The organism is Amycolatopsis sp. CFH S0740, assembly GCF_004522315.1.
Taxonomy (GTDB): domain Bacteria; phylum Actinomycetota; class Actinomycetes; order Mycobacteriales; family Pseudonocardiaceae; genus Amycolatopsis; species Amycolatopsis nivea.
In genome coordinates this window covers 173,590-192,662 of sequence record NZ_SDLS01000004.1, presented here as the reverse complement: position 1 = coordinate 192,662, position 19,073 = coordinate 173,590, and the positions used below count along the sequence as shown (strand labels likewise).

General features: G+C 71.8%; 11 protein-coding genes. 5 read left to right on the top strand and 6 right to left on the bottom strand.

Annotation, left to right across the window (positions count from 1 at the left end; all coding sequences use genetic code 11):
• Nucleotides 1-298 precede the first annotated feature (298 nt).
• From EIZ45_RS09515 to EIZ45_RS09490, 6 genes are read right to left on the bottom strand one after another with little or no spacing between them, the layout of a single operon-like run.
• On the bottom strand, nucleotides 299-886 hold the full coding sequence (locus tag EIZ45_RS09515; RefSeq protein ID WP_205669842.1) for a response regulator transcription factor: 588 nt from the start codon (nucleotides 884-886) through the stop codon (nucleotides 299-301).
• On the bottom strand, nucleotides 883-2,208 hold the full coding sequence (locus EIZ45_RS09510; protein WP_134662461.1) for an MFS transporter: 1,326 nt from the start codon (nucleotides 2,206-2,208) through the stop codon (nucleotides 883-885). Before EIZ45_RS09510 ends, EIZ45_RS09515 begins: the two co-directional genes overlap by 4 nt.
• 5 nt (nucleotides 2,209-2,213) lie before the next feature.
• Nucleotides 2,214-6,560, bottom strand: a complete 4,347-nt coding sequence (locus tag EIZ45_RS09505) for a non-ribosomal peptide synthetase (protein ID WP_134662286.1) — start codon at nucleotides 6,558-6,560, stop codon at nucleotides 2,214-2,216.
• Nucleotides 6,557-9,718 (bottom strand): non-ribosomal peptide synthetase, encoded by a 3,162-nt coding sequence (locus EIZ45_RS09500; protein WP_134662285.1) that lies wholly within the window; start codon nucleotides 9,716-9,718, stop codon nucleotides 6,557-6,559. The genes EIZ45_RS09505 and EIZ45_RS09500 overlap by 4 nt, the downstream gene beginning before the upstream one ends.
• Nucleotides 9,715-10,425, bottom strand: a complete 711-nt coding sequence (locus EIZ45_RS09495; RefSeq protein WP_037813042.1) for a DUF6875 domain-containing protein — start codon at nucleotides 10,423-10,425, stop codon at nucleotides 9,715-9,717. The genes EIZ45_RS09500 and EIZ45_RS09495 overlap by 4 nt, the downstream gene beginning before the upstream one ends.
• Complete coding sequence (locus EIZ45_RS09490; protein WP_205669841.1) at nucleotides 10,425-11,789, bottom strand: NAD(P)/FAD-dependent oxidoreductase; 1,365 nt, start codon at nucleotides 11,787-11,789, stop codon at nucleotides 10,425-10,427. Before EIZ45_RS09490 ends, EIZ45_RS09495 begins: the two co-directional genes overlap by 1 nt.
• 514 nt (nucleotides 11,790-12,303) lie before the next feature.
• On the opposite strand from EIZ45_RS09490, the gene EIZ45_RS09485 reads away from it, so the two are divergent.
• From EIZ45_RS09485 to EIZ45_RS09465, 5 genes are all read left to right on the top strand, one after another.
• Complete coding sequence (locus EIZ45_RS09485) at nucleotides 12,304-14,859, top strand: LuxR C-terminal-related transcriptional regulator (protein ID WP_134662284.1); 2,556 nt, start codon at nucleotides 12,304-12,306, stop codon at nucleotides 14,857-14,859.
• Nucleotides 14,860-14,975: 116 nt separating this feature from the next.
• The gene (locus tag EIZ45_RS09480) at nucleotides 14,976-15,719 is read left to right on the top strand and encodes an HAD family phosphatase (RefSeq protein WP_167754241.1); all 744 of its coding nucleotides are present in this window, start codon (nucleotides 14,976-14,978) and stop codon (nucleotides 15,717-15,719) included.
• Nucleotides 15,720-16,544: 825 nt separating this feature from the next.
• Nucleotides 16,545-17,366, top strand: coding sequence for an IclR family transcriptional regulator (locus EIZ45_RS09475; RefSeq protein WP_134730982.1), 822 nt, complete (start codon nucleotides 16,545-16,547; stop codon nucleotides 17,364-17,366).
• A gap of 491 nt (nucleotides 17,367-17,857) precedes the next feature.
• Nucleotides 17,858-18,655 carry a universal stress protein gene (locus EIZ45_RS09470; protein ID WP_134662281.1) on the top strand — a complete coding sequence of 266 codons (798 nt, stop codon included), beginning with the start codon at nucleotides 17,858-17,860 and terminating at the stop codon, nucleotides 18,653-18,655.
• 131 nt (nucleotides 18,656-18,786) lie between these two features.
• Nucleotides 18,787-18,957, top strand: a complete 171-nt coding sequence (locus tag EIZ45_RS09465; RefSeq protein ID WP_199817660.1) for a hypothetical protein — start codon at nucleotides 18,787-18,789, stop codon at nucleotides 18,955-18,957.
• Nucleotides 18,958-19,073: the final 116 nt, after the last annotated feature.

Genomic DNA, 19,073 nt, shown 5'->3' with positions numbered 1-19,073 from the left:
GCGCGGGGTTGCTTGGCAGGGGGACGAGGGGATTGGCTCGTCCGTGCTGCCGTGCTGCCGTGCTGCCGTGCTGCCGTGCTGCCGTGCTGCCGTGCTGCCGTGCTGCCGTGCTGCCGTGCTGCCGTGCTGCCGTGCTGCCGTGCTGCCGTGCTGCCGTGCTGCCGTGCTGCCGTGCTGCCGTGCTGCCGTGCTGCCGTGCTGCCCAGACCGGCCAGCGCGCGGCGGACAGCAGGCGGCGGACAGCGGAAAATCAAGCGGCCAGCCGCCACCAAGCACCAGCGCCGCCCCGGCACAACCCCTAAATCAGCCCCTCCCGCAACGCGAACGCCACCGCATGCGCCCGGTTCCGCAGCCGCAGCCGGTGGGTGATGTCGTGCACGATCGTCGTCACCGTGCGTGCCGAATAGGCCAGCGCGGAAGCGATCTCGGCAGTCTCGTGCCCATCCGCCACCATCCGCAGGACATCGCGTTCCCGCGCGTCCAAAGTCGGCGCGGCAGGTACCGCCTGCCGCGCATCGAACAGGTCGCTGAGCAAATCCGGCGGCATCGTCCCGTGGCCGGTCGCCGCCGCGCGTACCGCGGAGACCAGCGTTTGTTCGCAAGCCTGCTCCCGCCGCAGCACCCCGCAAGCACCCGCTTCGATCGCGCGCGCCGCGCGGGGCGCGTCGACTTTGCCGGTCACCAGCAGGACGGTCGCGTTGCGTTCCTTGGCCGTCCGGATCGCCTCGACGGCCGCGTCGTCGACCTCGTCGACCGCCAGCACCGCGACCCCGCCGTCGGCGTCGGTGAATTCGCCGCGGCCGTAGAGTGCGCTTTCCAAACCGGCGCGCAGGAACGGGTCGGCGGCGAGCACGCGCACCGGGACGGTTCGTTCGAGGGTGGTCATTTTCCGCTTTCCTCTCGGCTCGCCGCCACCGCGACGGGTTCTTCCAGCAGATCCGGCAGGTCCTCGACCCGCCGCAGCGAGGGGCGTGCGGCCAGGCAGCCCAGCACGACCAGCAGCAGTCCGGCGAGCAGGAACATCAGTGCCATGCCGCGGCCGGGGCCGGTGCCGATCAGGTGGCCGACCGAGCCCGCCAGTGCTCCGTCGGGGCGCATGAGCGGTTCGAACACGTCGTCGGCGAGCGGGCCGGCGACGAGGTACGCGACCGGGCTCGCGGCCTGCGACACCGCCCGCGAGGTCGCCATGACCTTGCCGAGGTTCGCCGGGTCGACCTTGCTCTGCAGCACGGTCTGCGCGGTGCCGGTGATCACCGGCAGGGTGAACAGGAAGAACGGCCCGATCGCGATCACCAGCGCCAGCGACGGCGCCAGCGCGTGGACGGCCAGCGCGATCCCGCCGAACGCCATGAACGCGGCGATCCCGCGCATCCGCTTCTTCGGGCCGCCCCAGACGCCCATCACCAGGCTTCCGGCGAACAGCCCGCAGCCGCCCGCGAACACCTGGAAGCCGAGTCCGGCGGGGCTGGCGAAGGACAGCACCAGCGGCCGCACGAGCGTCCCGGCGACGCCGAAGCAGAAGTAGAACCCGGCCAGCACGCCGAGCAGTCCGGTCAGCCCGGGGCGGCGGCGCAGTTCCTCCCAGCCCGCCGGGACCTGCCGCCAGATCGACGGTCCGCCCGGCTCGGGGGCGGCGGTGCGCACGGCGGCCCCGGGCAACGGGACCAGTGCGACGACCAGCAGCGACGCGGCGAACGTCACGAGGTCGATCAGCACCACCCCGCGCAGGCCGGTGAGCGCCAGCAGCGTCCCGGCGACGACCGGCGCGGCGATCTGCGCGCTGAACACCACCTGGGACAGCCCGTTCGCCCGGCTGAGGTGCTGTTTCGGCACCAGCAGCGGGATCATCGCGCTGAAGGTGACCTGCTGCAGCGTTCCGCACATCGCGGTCAGCGCGGTCACGACGTACACGTGCCAGGTCTGCAGCTGGTCCGCGTCGATCAGCAACGCCAGCGCGCCGACCGAAACGAGCGCGACGCAGTCTGCGGCGACGAGGATCCGGCGCCGGTGCCAACGGTCGGCCAGCGCGCCCGCGAACGGCGCGATCAGCAGCGCCGGGATCGCACCGGACAGCATGATCAGCGCGAACTGCGTGGCCGAACCGGACCGCTCGTAGGTCCAGACGCCGAGCACGAACCCGGTCAGCGCGGAGCCGACGATCGAGACCAGCTGGGCCGACCAGAGGAGGACGAATCCCCGCGTTCCCATCGTGGTCAACGGTGCTCCTTTCGGGTGGCGGCGGGAAGGTGCCCGATCCGGACGTAATGCGCCAGATACCGTTGCAGCAGAACGCGATCCGCGGCCGGGCACACCAGCCCGCCCGCCGCGACCACGACCTCGGTGTGCGAGCAGTCGAAGACCGTCCGCCGGGGCGGCGACGTCCGTTCGACCATCGCCGTGATCGCGCTCAGCGCCGGGTCCGCCGTCTCCGCGGCGGCCGAGGCCAGCGCGGTGTGCCAGTCCTCGAACGGGATCGCCTCGATCGGGTAGCCGAATTCGCGCAATCCCGCGACGACCTCGCCGAACCGCATCGTGCGCTGGTTGTGGAAGTGGAAATCGCAGCCGTACCCGGTGCGCCGCCGCGAAAGGTGGCCGATGGCGGCGGCGACGTGGTCGACCGGGGCCATGTCCTCCTCGATGTCGAAGTCCTCCGCCGGCGCCGAGCCGAGCAGCACCAGGCAGCGCAGCAGGTTCGCGAAGCGGTCGCCGAGCGGGCCGATGCCGGTCCGGCTGTGCCCGGTCACCCGCGCCGGACGATGGACGCTCACCGGCAGACCGCGTTCGCGTGCGGCCCGGGCCAGCCGGTCGGCGGCCCATTTGCTTTGTTCGTAACCGCGGTCCAGCCCGGCAGGGTCGTCAGGCGGGAGGTCTTCGGTGATCACCGCGTCGCGGTCCAGCGGGTAGACGCCCAGCGACGACACCAGATGCACGGGGGTGTCGCCGCGGCAAGCGAGCCGCAGCAACTCGATGGTGCCGAGCACGTTGCCGGGCCGCAATTGCGCATACGGGCGCAGGAAGTTCGCTTCGCCGCCGCAATGGAAGATGACGTCGAGGTCCGCGGCGACCGCGTCCAGGTCCGCTGAGGACAAGCCCAGCCGCGGGGCGCCGAGGTCGCCGGGGACAGCGATGATCCGGGGACGGAAACGCTCGTCCCACAGCAGGTGGTCCCGCAGGACCTGCTCGATCCGGGCAGCGCCTTCGGCGGCGTCGGCGGCCCGGACCAGGCAGCGCACCACGACGTCGCTGTGCCGCAGCAGATCCGCGAGCAGGTGCGGGCCCAGGAACCCGGACGCTCCGGTCAGCAGGGCGATCCGCGGGGCCATCGCGCGCTGGATCGCGGCCTCGGCCTGCGCGGGACTGCGGCGCGCGTCGATGTCGGCGGGCAGCACGGCGTCCGCGAGCACCTCGGCGAGGCGGTCGTCCTCGCGGTAGCCGGGAGCGCGGACGGCGTCGGCGAAGGCGGCGAGGGTGCTGGCTTCGAAGAGGGTCCGCACTGGGACCTCGACGTCCAGTTCCGCACGGACCTTCGCCATCAGCGTCCCGGCCAGCAGGGAATGCCCGCCGCGCAGGAAGAAGTCGTCGTCGCGGCCGATGCGGTCGACGTCCAGCACCGCGGCCCAGATCACGGCGAGCCGTTGCTCCAGTTCGCCTTCGGGCTCGGTGAACGCGGACGTCGTGGCGTCGGTGGGTTCAGGCAGCGCGCGGTGGTCGACCTTGCCGTGCGCGTTGAGCGGCAACTCCGGAAGCACCGCGAAGGCGTCCGGGACCAGGTAGCCGGGCAGCGCGGCGCGGAGCGTGGAGCGGACAGCCAGCGGATCGACGTCTCCGACGAGGTAGGCGACCAGCCGGTTCGCGCGGGCGGTGACCAGGACATCTTGGACGCCGGGGTGGCGTCGGCAGGCCGCTTCGACCTCGGCCGGTTCGATGCGGTGGCCGCGGACTTTCAGCTGTCGGTCCACGCGCCCGAGGAATTCCAGCCGTCCTTCGCCGTCGAGACGCGCGAGGTCGCCGGTGCGGTACACGCGTGCGCCGGGCACCGGGGAGAACGGGTCCGGAACGAACTTCTCCGCGGTCGCGCCGGGTCGGTCTCGGTAGCCGCGGGCGGGAGCGTCGCCGCCGACGCAGAGTTCGCCGGGGGCGCCGGGCAGCACCGGACGCAGCCGGTCGTCGACGACGTAGGCGCGGACGTAGGGGAGCGGATCGCCGATCGGCAGCTGCACCCGGCCGTCGAGTTCGCCGGCGTCGAAGGTGAGGTAGCTGGTCGCGCAAACGGTTGCTTCGGTGGGGCCGTAGTGATTGTGCAGTTCGACGCGGCCGTCGGTGAGCGCTGCCCACGTCTGCACCACGGTCGTCGGGACGGCTTCCCCGCCGACCATCATCGTCCGCAATGGACAGTCGAACGCGGTGTTTTCCGCGGCCAGCTCGGCCACCCACTTCTGCCACAGCGCGGACGCGGTGTCGACCATGGTGATCCCGCGGTCGCGGCAGAGCCGGACGAGGCCGGGGCCGGTGAGCGACGCCGGGTCGCGCCAGGGCAGGACGGCCGCGCCGGAGACCAGCGCGGGGAAGATGTCGCCCGCGGCGGCGTCGAAGGTCAGCGGCGGGATCATCAGCACCCGTTCGCCGGGGCCGAATCCGTGCAGCTTCCGGAAGGATTCGGCCAGTTCGGCGAGCGCGCCATGGCATACCGCGACCGGTTTCGCGGCTCCGGTCGAGCCGGAGGTGTAGATGACGTAGGCGAGGTCGTCCGGTCCCAGCGAGAGTTCCGGAGCGGCACCTTCGGGCAGCCGGTCGGGGTGCAGCACCGGGCCGTCGAACGCGAGGTCGTGGTCGGTGAGCAGGGCGGCTGGAGCGGCGTCGGCCAGGAGTTCGGCCAGCCGTGCGGGCGGATGTCCGGGGTCGAGCGGCAGGTACGCGGCACCGGCCAGGAGGACGCCGAGCAGGCCGGTGATCGCGCCCGTGGACAGGCCGAGCGCGACGACGTCTCCGCGCCGGACGCCGGAAGCGTGCAAGGCCGCGGCGATGCGGCGGGCACGGGAAACCAGTTCGGCGTAGGTGAGGCACTCGTCGTCCTCGACCGCGATGGCGTCCGGGGTGAGCGTGGCTTGCCGGGTGATGCGCGTGGTGACCAGGGTTCCGTCGGAGACCACCGGCGGGGCCGGATGACCGCCATTGCGCAGCCGGATCCGGTCCGCGGTGGGCAGTGCGTCCACTGTGGACACTGGTGCGTCCGGGGCGGTGAGCATGGCCCGCAGAAGGTGTTCGTACTGGTCGGCGAACCGGGCGACGGTCGCGGCATCGAACAGGTCGGTCGCGTAGTCGAACTGTCCTTCGATGCCGTCGGGAGTGGTCGCGAGCGCGAGGGTCAGGTCGAAGCGTGCGGTGGTCACCGGGAGGTCGAGCCAGTCCGCGCGGATGCCGGGCAGTTCGAGCCCGGCCCCGGCCGAGTTGAGCACGAACATCACCTGGAACACCGGGTTGTGGCTGAGATCGCGGGCCGGCCGCAGGTCTTGCGCCACCCGTTCCCACGGATAGCTCTGGTGCTCCAGCGCGCCGACGCAGGCGCCCTGGACCTGCGCGAGCACCTCGGCGACGGTCGGATCTCCGGTCAGCCGGGTCCGGACGGCGACGGTGTTGGCGAACATCCCGACGCACTGTTCGATCCCCGGCACCGTCTCGTCGCGCATCGGCATGCCGACCACCACGTCGTCCTGACCGGCGTGCCGGGCGAGCAGCAGCACGTACGCGGCCAGCAGCACGGTGTTGACGGTGACGCCGTGCCGGTGGCAGAAGGCCGTGAGGTCGGTGGACAGGCGGAAGGAATGACCGTTGCCGCGGAAGGATTCGGCGGGCGGACGCGGGCGGTCGGTCGGCAGTTCCAGCAGCGCCGGGGCGTCGCGAAGTTGTTCGCGCCAGTACTGCTCGCCCGCGTCCAGCGGTTTGGTCGCTTGCCACGCCGCGTAGTCGCCGTACCGCACCGGCGGCGCGGGCAGGGCCGGAGCGTTCGCCGGATAGAGCGCGGACAGTTCGCGCAGCAGGATCCCGACGGACGCGGCGTCGGCGACGATGTGGTGCAGCGTCAGCACGAACAGGTGCACGTCGTCGGCGAGGGCGACCAGCAGGCCGCGCACCAGCGGTGGGCTGGTCAGGTCGAACGGCCGGGCTCGTTCGGCGGCGAGCACCTGATCCGCGTCGTCCGGCGCCCCGCGGAGGTCCACATAGGACAGTTCTGGTGCGGTTCCGGGCAGTGCCGGGATCTGCACCGGCTCGCCGTCGGCTTCGGCGAACCCGGCTCGCAGCGCGTCGTGCCGGTCGACGACCGCGGCCAGTGCCCGGCGCAGCGCCTCGACGTCGAGCGCGCCGGTGAGCCGCCAGGACTGGGAGATCGTGTACACGCCGTCGCTCGCGCCGAGCCGGTCCAGGAACCACAGCTGCCGTTGCGCGGGCAGCAGCGGAACCGGGGCGTCGCCGGTCCGGCGGGGGATCGAGCCGGTCGCGGCGCCGAGGCCGTCGCGCGCGGCCAGCAGCCGGAACAGCCGCTCTCGCTCGTCGTGCGTCATCGATGCGCTCCTGGAGGGGAATCGGCGTGGAGGAGGGCGAGAACCTCGTCGTCGGGCAGTGCGGCGATCCGTTCCCGCAGGAGCGCGATCTCGTCGGTGACCCCGGGTCCGGACTCGGCCGCCCGCAGCGCCGCGGCGAAGGCGGCGATCGTGCGAGCGGCGAACAGCGTCCGCAGGCCGACGCTGGACTGGAAGTGCTCGCGCACCTTCGCCAGCAGCCGCGCGGCGAGCAGCGAATGGCCGCCGAGGTGGAAGAAATCGTCGTGCACGCCGAGGTCCTCGACGGCGAGCACCTCCCGCCACAGCCTGGCCAGTTCGCGTTCGACGGCGTCGCGCGGCGCGACCCGGTCCGTTTCGCGGGACTCCCAAACCGGTTCCGGCAGCGCGGTGCGGTCGGTCTTGCCGTTCTTGGTCAGCGGCAGCGCGGGGAGGAACACGGCGGTCTGCGGCACCAGGTACGCGGGAAGCTGTCCGGACAGCCGTTCGCGCAGCGGTGCCCATTCGGCGTCCTCGGACACGACGTAGGCGACCAGCCGCACGTCGTCCGGGCCTGCCGGGCGGGCCAGCACGACGGCGTCGGAGACCTGCGGATCGGCCCGCAACCGGGCTTCGATCTCGCCGAGTTCGATGCGCAGGCCGCGGATTTTCACCTGGTGGTCGGTGCGGCCGAGGAACTCGAGCGTTCCGTCGGCGCGCCGTCGCGCGAGGTCGCCGGTGGCGTAGAGGCGGCTTCCGTCGGCGGCGAACGGGTCCGGCACGAACCGTTCCGCGGTCAGGCCGGGACGGCTGCGGTAACCGCGGCTGATCCCCGCGCCGCCGACGAAAATCTCGCCCGCGACGCCGGGCGGGACCGGGTTCAGCCCGCCGTCCAGCACGTGCAGCCGGGTGTTCGGCAGCGGCGGGCCCAAGGGCACGACCGGGCTGGCGCTGGTCACCGTGCCCGCCGCGACGATCATCGTGACTTCCGTGGGGCCGTACAGATTCCAGACTCGGCCGTCGGACAGCGCGTCGACGAGTTCCCGGTCGAGCGCCTCCCCGCCGCACAGCCGTTCGCGCACGTTCGCGGGCACGCCGCCGGACGCGAGCAGCATCCGCCAGCGCGTCGGCGTGGCCTGGAGGATCGTCGCGCCGCAGTCCGCCAGCCGCCGCGCCAGCGCGACCGGTTCGGCGGAGTCTTCGGTGCTGATCACCGCGACCGTGCCGCCGCGGATCAGCGGGATCAGCAGTTCCCGGACCGACATGTCGAACGCCAGCGTGGTGACCGACGCCCAGACGTCGTCCTCGGTCACGCCGAGCCGGTCGGCGAAGCCGGTGAGCAGGTTGACCACGCCGCGGTGCGGCACGGCGACGCCTTTGGGCCGTCCGGTCGAGCCGGAGGTGTAGATGAGGTACGCCAGGTCGGCCGGGTCGTGCGCCACGTCCGGCGCGGTGTCCGGCTCGGCGTAGTCCAGGTCGACGTCCAGCACGGTCTCGAACCGGGGCAGCCGTCCGGCGGTTTCGCGGTCGACGACGGCGATCCGGACGCCGGCCTCCTCGACGACGTAAGCGTGCCGTTCCAGCGGCCATTCCGGATCGAGCGGGACGTACGCGCCGCCGGCCTTCCAGACCGCCAGCAGCGCGACCACCATCTCGGCGGAGCGGCGGACGCAGAGCCCCACCGGGACGTCCGGGCCGACGCCGCGGCGGCGCAGGGCGTGCGCGAGCCGGTTCGCCCGGACGTCCAGTTCGCGGTAGGTCAGCGAACCGGCGATCGCCACCGCTGAACCGCGGTCCCGGACGTGCGGCGCGATCAGGTCCAGCGCGGTGGCTGCGGGCAGCGGACGCGTGATGCCGCTGTCGAGGGCCGCGCGGCGTTGTGCGTTGTCCACCAGGGAGACCGCGCCGATCGGCTGCGCGGGGTCGGCGGTTACGGACGTGAGGAAGGTGCACAGGTGCTCGGCGAAGCGGGCGATGGCGGCTTTGTCGAACAGGTCGGTGCGGTATTCGAGGTATCCGTGCAGGCAGTGGCCTTCGTCGCGGACGCCGAGCATCAGGTCGAGCTTCGCGGTGCCGGTGTGCGGACCGGCGAAGTCGGTGACGGTCAGCCCGGTCAGCTGCGGCAACGCGCCGTCGCCGTGCCCGTTGAAACCGACCTGGTAGATCGGCGAATGCCCGAGGCTGCGTTCCGGACGGACGGCCTCGACCACGCGCTCGAACGGGATTTCGGCGCCGCCGAGCGCGTCGACCAACGTGTCGCAAACGTCGAGGAGCAACTCGGCGAAAGTCGGGTCGTCGGCGGTCGAGATCCGGACCGGGACGGTGTTGACGAAGAAGCCGATCAGGCGCTCGGTGTCGACCTGCGAGCGTTGCCCGACGACAGTGCCGACCACGACGTCGTCCTGGCCGCTGTACCGGGCGAGAAGCGCGTGGTAAGCGGCCAGCACGGTCATGAAAACGGTTGCGCCAGCGGTATCCGCGAGCGTGCGGATGGCCTCGGTGAGCGCGGGCGGGAACTGGAACTCGTGGATGCCGCCCGCGTAGGTCGCGGTGGCGGGCCGGGGACGGTCGGTCGGCAGGGTGATCAGCTCCGGCGCGCCGCGGAGCCGGTCCGCCCACTCCTGCAGCACCTCGACGCCTTCGGGGTCGTCGAGGTGTTCTCGTTGCCATCGCACGAAATCCGCGTACTGCATCGGCAGCGGCGGCAGGTTCGGCTCCGCACCGGTCAGCTCGGCGCGGTAGCTCTCCGCCAGTTCGTCGAGCAGCAGGGAGACCGACCAGCCGTCGGCGATCGCGTGGTGCAGGGTGATGACCAGAACGTGCTGGTCCTCGGCCTGGCGCAGGAGCAGGACCCGGGCGAGCGGCCCGGCGGTCAGGTCGAACGGGGTGCGGATCTCCGCCGAGGCCGCCTTTTCGAGCGAGTCCTCGCTGACCGCGCGGACCTCGAACGAGAAGCCGTTCTCAGTGACGACCTGCTCGGGAACACCGTCGTTCTCCCGGAAAACCGTCCGCAGCGCGGCGTGCCGCTCCGAGATCGTGGCGAAAGCGCGGCGCAGGGCCTCGACGTCGAGCGGTCCGGAAAGCCGCAGCACGGTGGGCACGTGGTAGACCGGCGAGCCGGGGTCGAGCCGGTCGAGGAACCACAGCCGTTCCTGGCCGGGCGAGCACGGGAAGACGTTCACGGCGCCCCGATTCCGGCCTGGTCGGCCTCGGTTTCGTCGAGTTCGCGGGACAGCCGGTCGTGCTCCACCAGTTCGCGCAGCTGGACCGGCACCTGGTCGCCGAACAGCCGCAGGTACGCGCGCGCCTGGTCCGGATCGGCACGCAGGAACGGGTAGTCGGTCGGCACCATGTGCCGCACCACCAGCATCGGCACCGGGCTGCGCAGCGGGCGGAACGCGGGATTCCACAGCCCGCCCTTGTCCGGCGGGCCGTTGTGGAACTCGCCGATCATCAGGCCCTCGGCGACGTACTCCGACTTCAGCGCGTGCTGCACGGTGTCGACCACGCCGGAGCGGTCGTCCGGCGGCGCGTCCGGGAACAGCAGCAGGATCGTGGTCAGCTGCGCGCTCGGGTGCCCGCGCGGCGCGAGTTCGAGGAACCAGTCCCGGTAGCGGTGCAGGGTTTCGGTGAGCCGCGGGCCCGCCGCCGGGACGCCCGGTTCGACGGCGAGGTAGAACCGGCCGCGCTCGAGCGACGGCTGCGCGAACGGGCAGACGTTGCCGGCGCGGCCGAGGTCGGGATGCGGGCCGGACAGGTAGCCGCGGCCCCAGTCGAAGATCGCCCGCAGGTGGATCTCGTACCGCAGCAGGCGTTCGGGCAGCGCGAGCGGGTCGAGGTCGTGCCGCTCCACCAGGACGCGGCCGGGATCGGTCGGATGGATGAGCATCAGCTTCGGTCTCCAGGCGAGTGCGGTCCGGCGCCCCGTCCGCGGGCGAGGGCGCCGCCGGTCAAGGCGAGGGCGAGCGCCGCGGCACCGGTGCCCCAGGCCAGCGCGGCGTGCTGGCGCCGGGCACGGCGCAAGGCGTCGGCGTACGGGATCGTGGTGTGCGAAACCATGGTGTAGAGCGGCATCCAGCGTTTCGGGAAGGCGCGGCTGAGCACCAGATCCGCCTTCTTGCGGGCCAGGAACAGCGGCGAGGCGACCCGGGAGCGCAGCTCGTCGAAGTTCTCCTCGGAAAGGTCCGCGAGGACGTCGGTGTGCGGTTTGCGGCGTCGTTCGAAGGTGCGCAGGGCTTCGGCCCAGTCGTCGTCGGCGAGGCATTCGCGCAGCACCGCGCAGTCCTCGAGCGCCGAGTTCATGCCCTGGCCGTAGAAGGGGTACACGGCGTGGGCGGCGTCGCCGATCAGCACCACGCGGCCCTCGTGCTGCCACGGCGAACTCCGGACGGTCACCAGATGTCCGGTCGGATGCGAGAGGAACTGCTCGACGATGTCGGGCACCAGCCGTCGCACGTCGGGGAAGCGGGTGTCGAACAGCGCCCGCACCGATTTCTCGGTGGTGAGCGTGGCGAAGCTCTGCTCGCCGGACAGCGGGAGGAACACGGTCGCGGTGAGTGAACCGTTGACATTGGGGTGGGCGACGATCAGCCCGTCGTCGCCCGGCCAGACGTGCAGGGCGTCCGGACTGCTGCGCATCGCGCCGGATGGGCCCGCGGCGATCGCGAACTCCTTGTAGCCCCAGGGCAGGACGCGCTGCCGGAAGTCGGCGGGCAGGCCGCGCAGCAGCCGGGTGCGCACGGCGGAGAACGCGCCGTCCGCGCCGACGACGAGGTCCGCGGAGGCGTGGTATGGACCACTGTCGCCGGCGAAAGTGCAGACGGGTTCCGCGGTCGCCGATCCGCGGTCGAGATCGGTGAGGGTGACTCCGAAGCGCGCGCGGACGTTCGGGTACTCCAAGGCTTTCGCGAGCAGGATGCGGTTGAGGTCGTCGCGCAGCACCGAGCGCAGGATCTGGTCCTCGTGGCTGCCGTAGGGCTGGAAATCCAGCTCGCCGTCGCGCTGGTGGATCACCCGCCCGCGCATCGGGGCGGCCGCGGCCAGCACCGGGCCGAGCAGCCCGACCTGGTCCAGCGCCCGGATTCCGCGCTGGGAAAGGCCGAGGTTGATCGACCGGCCCGCGCCCGCGCCCGCCGCGCGCGGATCCGGCCTGCGCTCGTGGATCTCCACCTGGTGCCCGAGCTGCGCGAAGTGGATCGCGGCGAGCGAACCGGCCAGCCCGGCCCCGGCCACCAGAACCCGTTTGGCGTTCATTCCGGCCGCCGCCGATCCGCGTGAGGGCAATTGTGCCGTCGCCGTTCGGAGCGCTTTTCCGTTGAGCGGTTATTCGCGGCCGGACGCGCAATTCGGCCGATCGGAGCAGCATTGCCCGCACTTCCCCGGGAGTGCTCACCAGTGGTGATCCGGAAGAACTCCGGAGTAATCGCGGGCAACGCGTGTCCGGTCGGCTGCGGAAAGTGTTCGGACCATTTCGGTAACGTTTCGCCGGGGCGGTCCGATCGACCGCCCGGCCTTCGTCCCGGTCGCGGTAAACGCCCAGGTCCGCTGCTGCTCACCGATCCTCCTGCGAGATTCGTCACCGGCCGGGCGCGCGGCCGAGGTTCTCCCTGTTGGCCGATAGCCCGGGCCGGGGTGCGGGCACTAACCTGTTCCCGCTTGCCCGGCAGATTTACCGGGGTTTGTCCCGGGCTCAAATAAACCGCAAGATATCGGGTGCCAGCATCCGTAGAATTACCGCAATTCGCTGGTCGGGCGAAGGGGGAGAAGCATGGTCGAGAAGGAGTTTGTCGGCCGGGCGGCGGAACTGGCCGCGTGCCTGGACCGCGCGGCCGCGGTGACCGTGGTGGAAGGACGGCCGGGGATCGGGAAAACCCGGCTGCTGGCCGAAGTCGCCCGGCGGGCGCCGGATCCGGTGTGCGCGGTGCCCGGGGGCGCGCCGGAGTTCTCCCGCCGGCTGGCGCAGGCGCTCGGTCCGGAATCGCTGGTGGTGGTGGACGACGCGCAATGGGCCGACGAAGCTTCGCTGCGGCTGTTGATGTCGCTGGTCGCGAGACCGGGGAACGACCGGCGGCTCGTGCTGTCGGTCCGCGACGGGCAGCGGCAGCCCGCGCTGACCCGGTTGCTGCATTCCGAGTGCGTCCCGGCCCGGTACGTGACGCTGCCCGCGTTCACCGACGCCGAGGTCGCTCGCCTCTTGCCAGGGCACGACGATGCTGAGCGGGCGCGGATCGCCGCCGCGGCCGAGCGTATTCCGCTGTACCTGTTGCTGCTGGCCGATTTGCCGCCGCACGAGTGGCCGGGCCACGACGACAGCCCGGCGGCCGAAGACCGGCCGATGCTGCCGGCGGAACGGGTGCTGTTCGCCGAGGTGTCGGCGCTGCCGGAGGCTGAGCGGCTGGTCGTCCAAGCCGCAGCGTGCGGCGGCGCGATCCTCGACGCGGATCTGGTCCAGGCGATGACTGTGCTGCCCCGGGCTGAGGTCGGCTACGCGATCGAACGGCTGCTGTGCCGGGGCGTGCTGACGGGCGGGGCCGCGGGGCTGCGGTTCCGGCACCCGTTGGTCCGCGCCGCCGCCGCGCGGCTCGCCGGACGCGGCTGGGCGGCGGGCGCGCACCACCGGGCGGCGGCTTACCTGCGCGAACTTGACGCGCCGCTCACCTTGCGCGCGTATCACCTCGAGAAGTCCTTGTACCGCCACGATCTGGTGGCGGTCGGCGAACTGGCGTCGGCGGGGGAGGAGGTGCTCGGCACCGATCCCGCGGCGTGCGCCCGCTGGCTCGGCGCGGCGGTGGCGAACCTGCCGGAACGGATGCGCGGCGGGCACGAGCACTGCCGTCTGTCCGTCCTCCGGGCCGAAGCGCTGCTGGCGTCCGGGCAACCGGCCGCCGCCCGTGCGTTGCTGGTGGCGTTGCCGGAGTCGGCCCCGGTGCTGGCGCTGCTTTCTCGGTGCGAGCACGCCCTCGGCCGCACTCGCCGCGCGCGGTCGATCGCCGAGGCTGCGATCGCCGCGTCGGGCCAGGCTGACGCGCGGGCCCACCTTGAACTGGCACATCTGGAATTGCTGGACGGCGACGCTGTCGGCGCGCAGCAGCGGCTCCGTCGGACGGCGGCGGATCCGAGCGCGGGGCCCGCGGTGCAGGCCGCGATCGCGGCGCTCGCTGCCATCGGGCTGGCCTGCGCCGGGCGGACTGCCGAGGCCCGGCACGCCCAGCAGGCCGCCGCCGACGGGTTCGACCTGCTCGACGACAGCGAACTGCGTTCGGTCCTCTACACCGTGCCCGCGCTGTGCTGGGCCTCGTGCTTCCTTGACGACGACCGGCGCGCGCTCGCTCTGCTGGACCGGGCGTTGCAGCTGAGCACGCCGGGGCTGAGGCAGGGCTTGCCGTTCCTGTACTCGGTGCGCGGTTACGTGCTGTGGAAACTGGGGCGGCTTGCGGAGGCGGCGGAAGCCGCTGCCGAAGCCGAAACCGCGGCGACCCGCTTCGGCCATGACGACGTCGTGCCGATAGCCGCCGCGATCCAGTTGCGGGTGCTTCTCGCGACCGGAGACCGGTCGGCGGCCGAGCAACAATGGCGCACGGTGGAGAAAATGCCGCGGCCGACGGTCGCGTGGTGGCGGCGGACGGTGGAGCACATCCTCACCGAGGCGGGTCTCGAACTGGGCATGTTCCCCGGCGCGGTCGAGCAGCCGGCGGAGCGGACAGCGAATCCGTTGCTGGTAGCCAGATTGTCGCAGGATTGCCGGGTCGCCCTCGCGGAGGGCGCGGCTGCGGAGGCGCGCCGACGAGCGGCTGAGGCAATGGAACGGGCTGCGGCCACTGGATTGAAGAGCGACCTCGGCCTCGCGTTGCTGATGCGCGCGACGGTGGCAGCGACCGAGAACGAGCTAGCTGCCGCGTTGACGGACGCTTCCGCAGCGGCCGTCGCGTTCGGCCGGGCGGCGATGGTGCTGCATCGCGGTCGGGCAGTGCTGTTGGTCGCGGAAGTGCTGGGACGACAGGGAAACTTCGACGCCGCGACGCAGCGGATCGGCGAGGCGCGGGAGGTGTTCCAGAGCGCGGGGGCGAGCGCGTTGCTGCGTGAGACGACAAAAGTGCAGCGACGATTGGCCGGACGGCGAAAACTGGAGTCGCCGCCGGGCGGTCGGGCGCTTTCGCGGCGGGAACGGCAAGTGGCGGAAATGGTGGTGCGCGGGTTGACGACGAAGGAAATCGCGGCCGAGCTGTTCTTGAGCCCGCGCACCGTGGACGCACATGTGGCGCGGGTGCTGAACAAACTCGACCTGACCACCCGCGCCGGGATCGCCCGCCGGTTGATCAGCTGACGCTCGTCGCGGGCCGGGGTGTCCCGGGCCGTGGAACAAGCTGCGCTGCCCGGACGCGCGCCGTTGTACCGTCAGCCCGGACAATCGGTGAACGCGCGCGCGGAAGGACTGTTTTCGTGGCTGCGAAGAATCGGTGCGGCAGGAACCCCGCGGCGAAATACGCCATTCTGGACTTGGACGGGACCCTGCTGCCCGGGCACACTTCGCGGCATTACCTGCGGGCCCTCCTCGACGACGGCGCCTGCGACCGGCAAGCGGGCTTGTCCTGCCTGGAAGCCATCGCGCAGTACGCGGCCGCGGAGAAAGCGCCGCCGGGGCTCCTGGACGAGATCTACCGGCTGTACGCGCTCGCGTTGAAAGGCGCGTCGGTCGCACAGGCCCGGTTCGCGGCGGAGAAAACCTGGCGGGCGCGCCGGGGCATGCTGTTTTCCTTTGTCCCGGAACTGCTTTCCCTGCTGCGGGCGAGCGGCTGCCGGATCCATTTGTTGTCGGGCAACCACGATTTCCCGGTCCAGGAGGCGGCTTTCGACCTAGGCTTGTCCGGCGGACACGGTGCCGTCGTGGAGGTAGCCGACGGCCGGTTCACCGGACGCCTGCTGTCCGCTCCCGGTGCGGCCGGCGGCAAACTCGCCTTCGTGCGCTGTCTCGCCGAAGCGACCGGATTCGACGCGGAGAACTCCCTGGCGATCGGGAATTCGGCCTCGGACGCCGAAGTCTTTTCGTGCGTGGGCAAGGCGCTGGCTTTTGAGCCGGACGCGGAGCTTCGGCGGCTTGCTGCCGGGCGGTCGTGGCATGTTGTTGACCGGCGGACGATCCTGCGGGTGTGCGCGCGGCTGACCGCCCGGGCGACGGCTGCGTGAGGGAAACGCACTTCCCGGTCCGGAACGGAAACCCGACGGTGCGTCAAGACCCTGTTCCGCGGTCTGGAACATTGCTCTGCGTCCACGTTTAGTCGCTCACTGGCTACTGAGTGCTGGTATTGTCGTCCGGCGGAGGAGCGGCGGTCGCCCGAAACGGGATCGGCCGGTTCTCCCGCGACCGGCACGGACGGCGCCACCCTCGCCGTCGTGGCCGGTCCGGTCGATCGTCGCTCCGGAACTGGCGCCGCCCGCCGACCGCGGGCTCCCGGGTCGCGGGCGACGGCGGCGCTGCCCGGAGTCCGCCGACGCGCTCCGGCGGAAACGCGGGACTGCCGGGAATATTCTCGGCCCTGGCCGATTGTTCGCCGGGATTTCCGCGCGGTCTTTCGCCCTGGTTCTCCGACGGACGAAAAGCGGTGGGAAGCAATTGTCACGGCGTGCGACCACGACGGCGCGGAAACCCGGGACGGCGACGCAGCGTGACCGGCCGCGACCGGTTCCGGGGACGGACTTGTCGCACGACGAGGCGGGCGGGCCAGCGCGCTGCGCCACTGGGGCGATCTCTTTCAGTGAACGGGTGCGTCCGGTTGTGCCGGACGCGGCACTGGGCAAGCATGAAGGCGCGAGAGCAGGACTGTCTCGGGAAAGACGTGGGTGGCGAACGAATCGGGCGGCGGCGAGGCGCGGCGCCGCCCGGGAACGGCGGAGGCGCGAGGGCCGCGCGGGGCGGCGGTCGCGCGGCCTCGCCCGGCGCGCGCGGGAAGGAGACTCCGCGCGGGCACGAGAGGGATTTTCGCGGATTCGGTGGAGGTTTCGGTCGTGACTATGAGCGACGACAACGGGCGGTGGGCTTGCCCGAGCGTGGTGCCGCGCAGGCCGATTCCCCGGGCGCTTTCGATCCTGGGCGCTATCCGGGATTCGGGAGGGATCGAAACGCTGAGCGAGATTTCGCGGTCGACGCGGCTGCCGAAAAGCACGGTGCACCGGCTTCTCGCCGAGATGCAGGGATACGGAATGGTCGTGCGGGCGGGATACCATTACCGGCACGGGGAAGCCGTGTGCCGTCTCGCCAGACCTGGTTCGACACAGGAACTGCAACGGCTGCGCCGAGGCATTCTCCCGTCCCTGATCGACATCCACTGGCGCACCGGCTACCTGGTCGGGCTCGGCGTGGCCAGCGGAAATGTCGTCGATTTCGTGCATTTGATCTACAGCAGCGGCTATTGCTCGCTGGCCGAGCGCATCGAAAACGATTCGCAGCTCGCCGGAAGCGCGGCGGGACGCGTGCTGATGGCGTTCGACCCGGGTCTCGCGGCGCGGTTCGCGGTCTTCGCGGGCTACCGCGGCGAGGACGAGAACGGCGGCGGTCTCCCGGCGTGGCTGAGCGCGGAACTGCGCGAGATCAGGCAGCGCGAGGTGTCGTTCAACCCGCGCGTTCCCGGCGCGCTGCTCGCCGCGGCGGTCCCGGTGTTCAACGTGACAGGGACGGCCGTCGCCGCGCTGAGCGTGGCGGCACCGCGCCGGGTGTTCAATTCACGGGAAGCGCATTCGTCGCTGCAGGCGACCCGGATGACCGCGCAACGCATCCTCCGCGAAACGGTGGCGGCTGATTGGCGGAGCGCGAAATCCGGCCGTCCGGTGGAATAGCCCGGCTGTCGGAGGCGTCCGGAAGGCGGAACGTTTCCCGGGGAACGGCGCAATTTCGCTCCGGTGCCGCTCTGCCTTGCCTGCTGCCGGAGAAGGCGGAACAGTCCGGCAATCCCGCTGTGCCGTGCGCACTTCCGCTCCGGCCTTTGCTGATCAGGTCTCGCGCGGAGCGTTCCCCTTCGAGACAGGCGCTTTCGTTGCGAGGTCGCCTGATCAGCGCAGTCGCTGTCAGCGTGCCGAACCCGCGCGGAGGGCCGCAGCGCCTTTCGCGCCGGGACCAAAGTCTCCTGCGTCGCGGACGTCCGCCCGCAGTGGCGCCGGGGCGCGGCGGCCTAGCGTCGGCGGCGAGGAACCGGACGGAGGAGGCATGTGATGGAGGAGCGGAGGGCCTCGTTGCCAGGGGCTGCCCGCCGGTCGCCCACCGGACGCGGCAAGCACGGTGCCGCGATCTGCCCGCGAACACGGGAGAAGGAGAACCGGGAGCCAGGACGGTGAGGCGACCGGTGGTCGTCGGCGTCGACGGCTCGACGGCGGCGCTCGCGGCGGTCCGCTGGGCGGCGGTCGAGGCCGGGCGGCGCGGCACCGGTCTGGTCGCGTTCCACGCCGAACTGTGCGACGACCCGGACCTGCTGCCGCACGGCAAACCGCCCGGCGACGCCGAACTCCTGATGGAACCCGCGCGCCGGTTGCTGCGGCAGGCGGCGGAGACTGCCCGGCAGGCCGCGCCCGCGGTTCCGGTGCGCATGTGCGTCCGGCTGGGGACGGCGGCCGAATTGCTGGCCGCGCTGTCCGACGAAGCCGGACTGCTCGCGCTGGGCGCGCACGGGCTCGGCGGGGCGCGCGGAGGAGCGATCGGGTCGGTGGCCCTGCGGGCAGCCGCGTCCGCGCGCTGTCCGGTGGTGGTCATCCGGGGCAGCGCGGCGGCGGACGGACCGGTGGTGGTCGGCCTCGACGACTCCGACGGCGGTGAGCGCGCACTCGCTTTCGCCTTCGACGCCGCGGTTTCGCGCGGCACCGGAATCGAAGCGGTCCACGCATGGCACGACGGCCGGGAAGGCGGGCTGCGGGAACAGGTGGCCGCGTGGTCCCGCAAACATCCGGTCGTGCCGGTGCGCATGCACGTCGTCCGGGTGCGCTCAGCGGCGCGGGCGCTGCCCGGGATTTCCGCCGGGGCACAGCTGATCGTCGCCGGAGCCCGAGCGAGCGGCCCACTGGCGGGCGGTCTGCTCGGTTCGACGGGGTATTGGCTGCTCGCCCACGCGTCCTGCCCGGTCGCGGTCGCCCGTTGACGAGTCCTCTGTGGACGGTTGTACCCCGGTCCGGCCGCTGTCGATTTCGGACAGCGGACCAAGCCTGACAGCGCGGTGCTCGTCGGGGTCGACGAGCCGGAGGCCTCGCTGGCGGCGGTCCGCTGGTCGCGGTGCACGCCTGGGCCGACGTCGTTCGCGGCGCGATCGAGCGCACCCCACGTCCGGTGCCGGAATGGGAAACTTGCCGCCAGCCGGTCGGGGAACGGCTGCTCGACGGCTGGCAGGCGAAGCACGGCCGGAAGCTGATCCGCCACTCCGCGTGCCCGGAAGCACGGCGCTGACCGTTCCCGCGAATATCTGGCGAAAGGACAACAAACCGGAAAGCCCGTCCGGAGCACCCGGAAATCCCGTGTCCGATGATCAGGAATTCCGCCGGAAGAACCATTCCGCTGATCTT

Coding starts and splice junctions, on each gene's coding strand:
- EIZ45_RS09505 (WP_134662286.1), bottom strand. CDS start 6,560: ATGACGCACGACGAGCGAGAGCGGCTGTTCCGGCTGCTGGCCGCGCGC.
- EIZ45_RS09490 (WP_205669841.1), bottom strand. CDS start 11,789: ATGAACGCCAAACGGGTTCTGGTGGCCGGGGCCGGGCTGGCCGGTTCG.
- EIZ45_RS09515 (WP_205669842.1), bottom strand. CDS start 886: ATGACCACCCTCGAACGAACCGTCCCGGTGCGCGTGCTCGCCGCCGAC.
- EIZ45_RS09485 (WP_134662284.1), top strand. CDS start 12,304: ATGGTCGAGAAGGAGTTTGTCGGCCGGGCGGCGGAACTGGCCGCGTGC.
- EIZ45_RS09475 (WP_134730982.1), top strand. CDS start 16,545: ATGAGCGACGACAACGGGCGGTGGGCTTGCCCGAGCGTGGTGCCGCGC.
- EIZ45_RS09510 (WP_134662461.1), bottom strand. CDS start 2,208: ATGGGAACGCGGGGATTCGTCCTCCTCTGGTCGGCCCAGCTGGTCTCG.
- EIZ45_RS09495 (WP_037813042.1), bottom strand. CDS start 10,425: ATGCTCATCCATCCGACCGATCCCGGCCGCGTCCTGGTGGAGCGGCAC.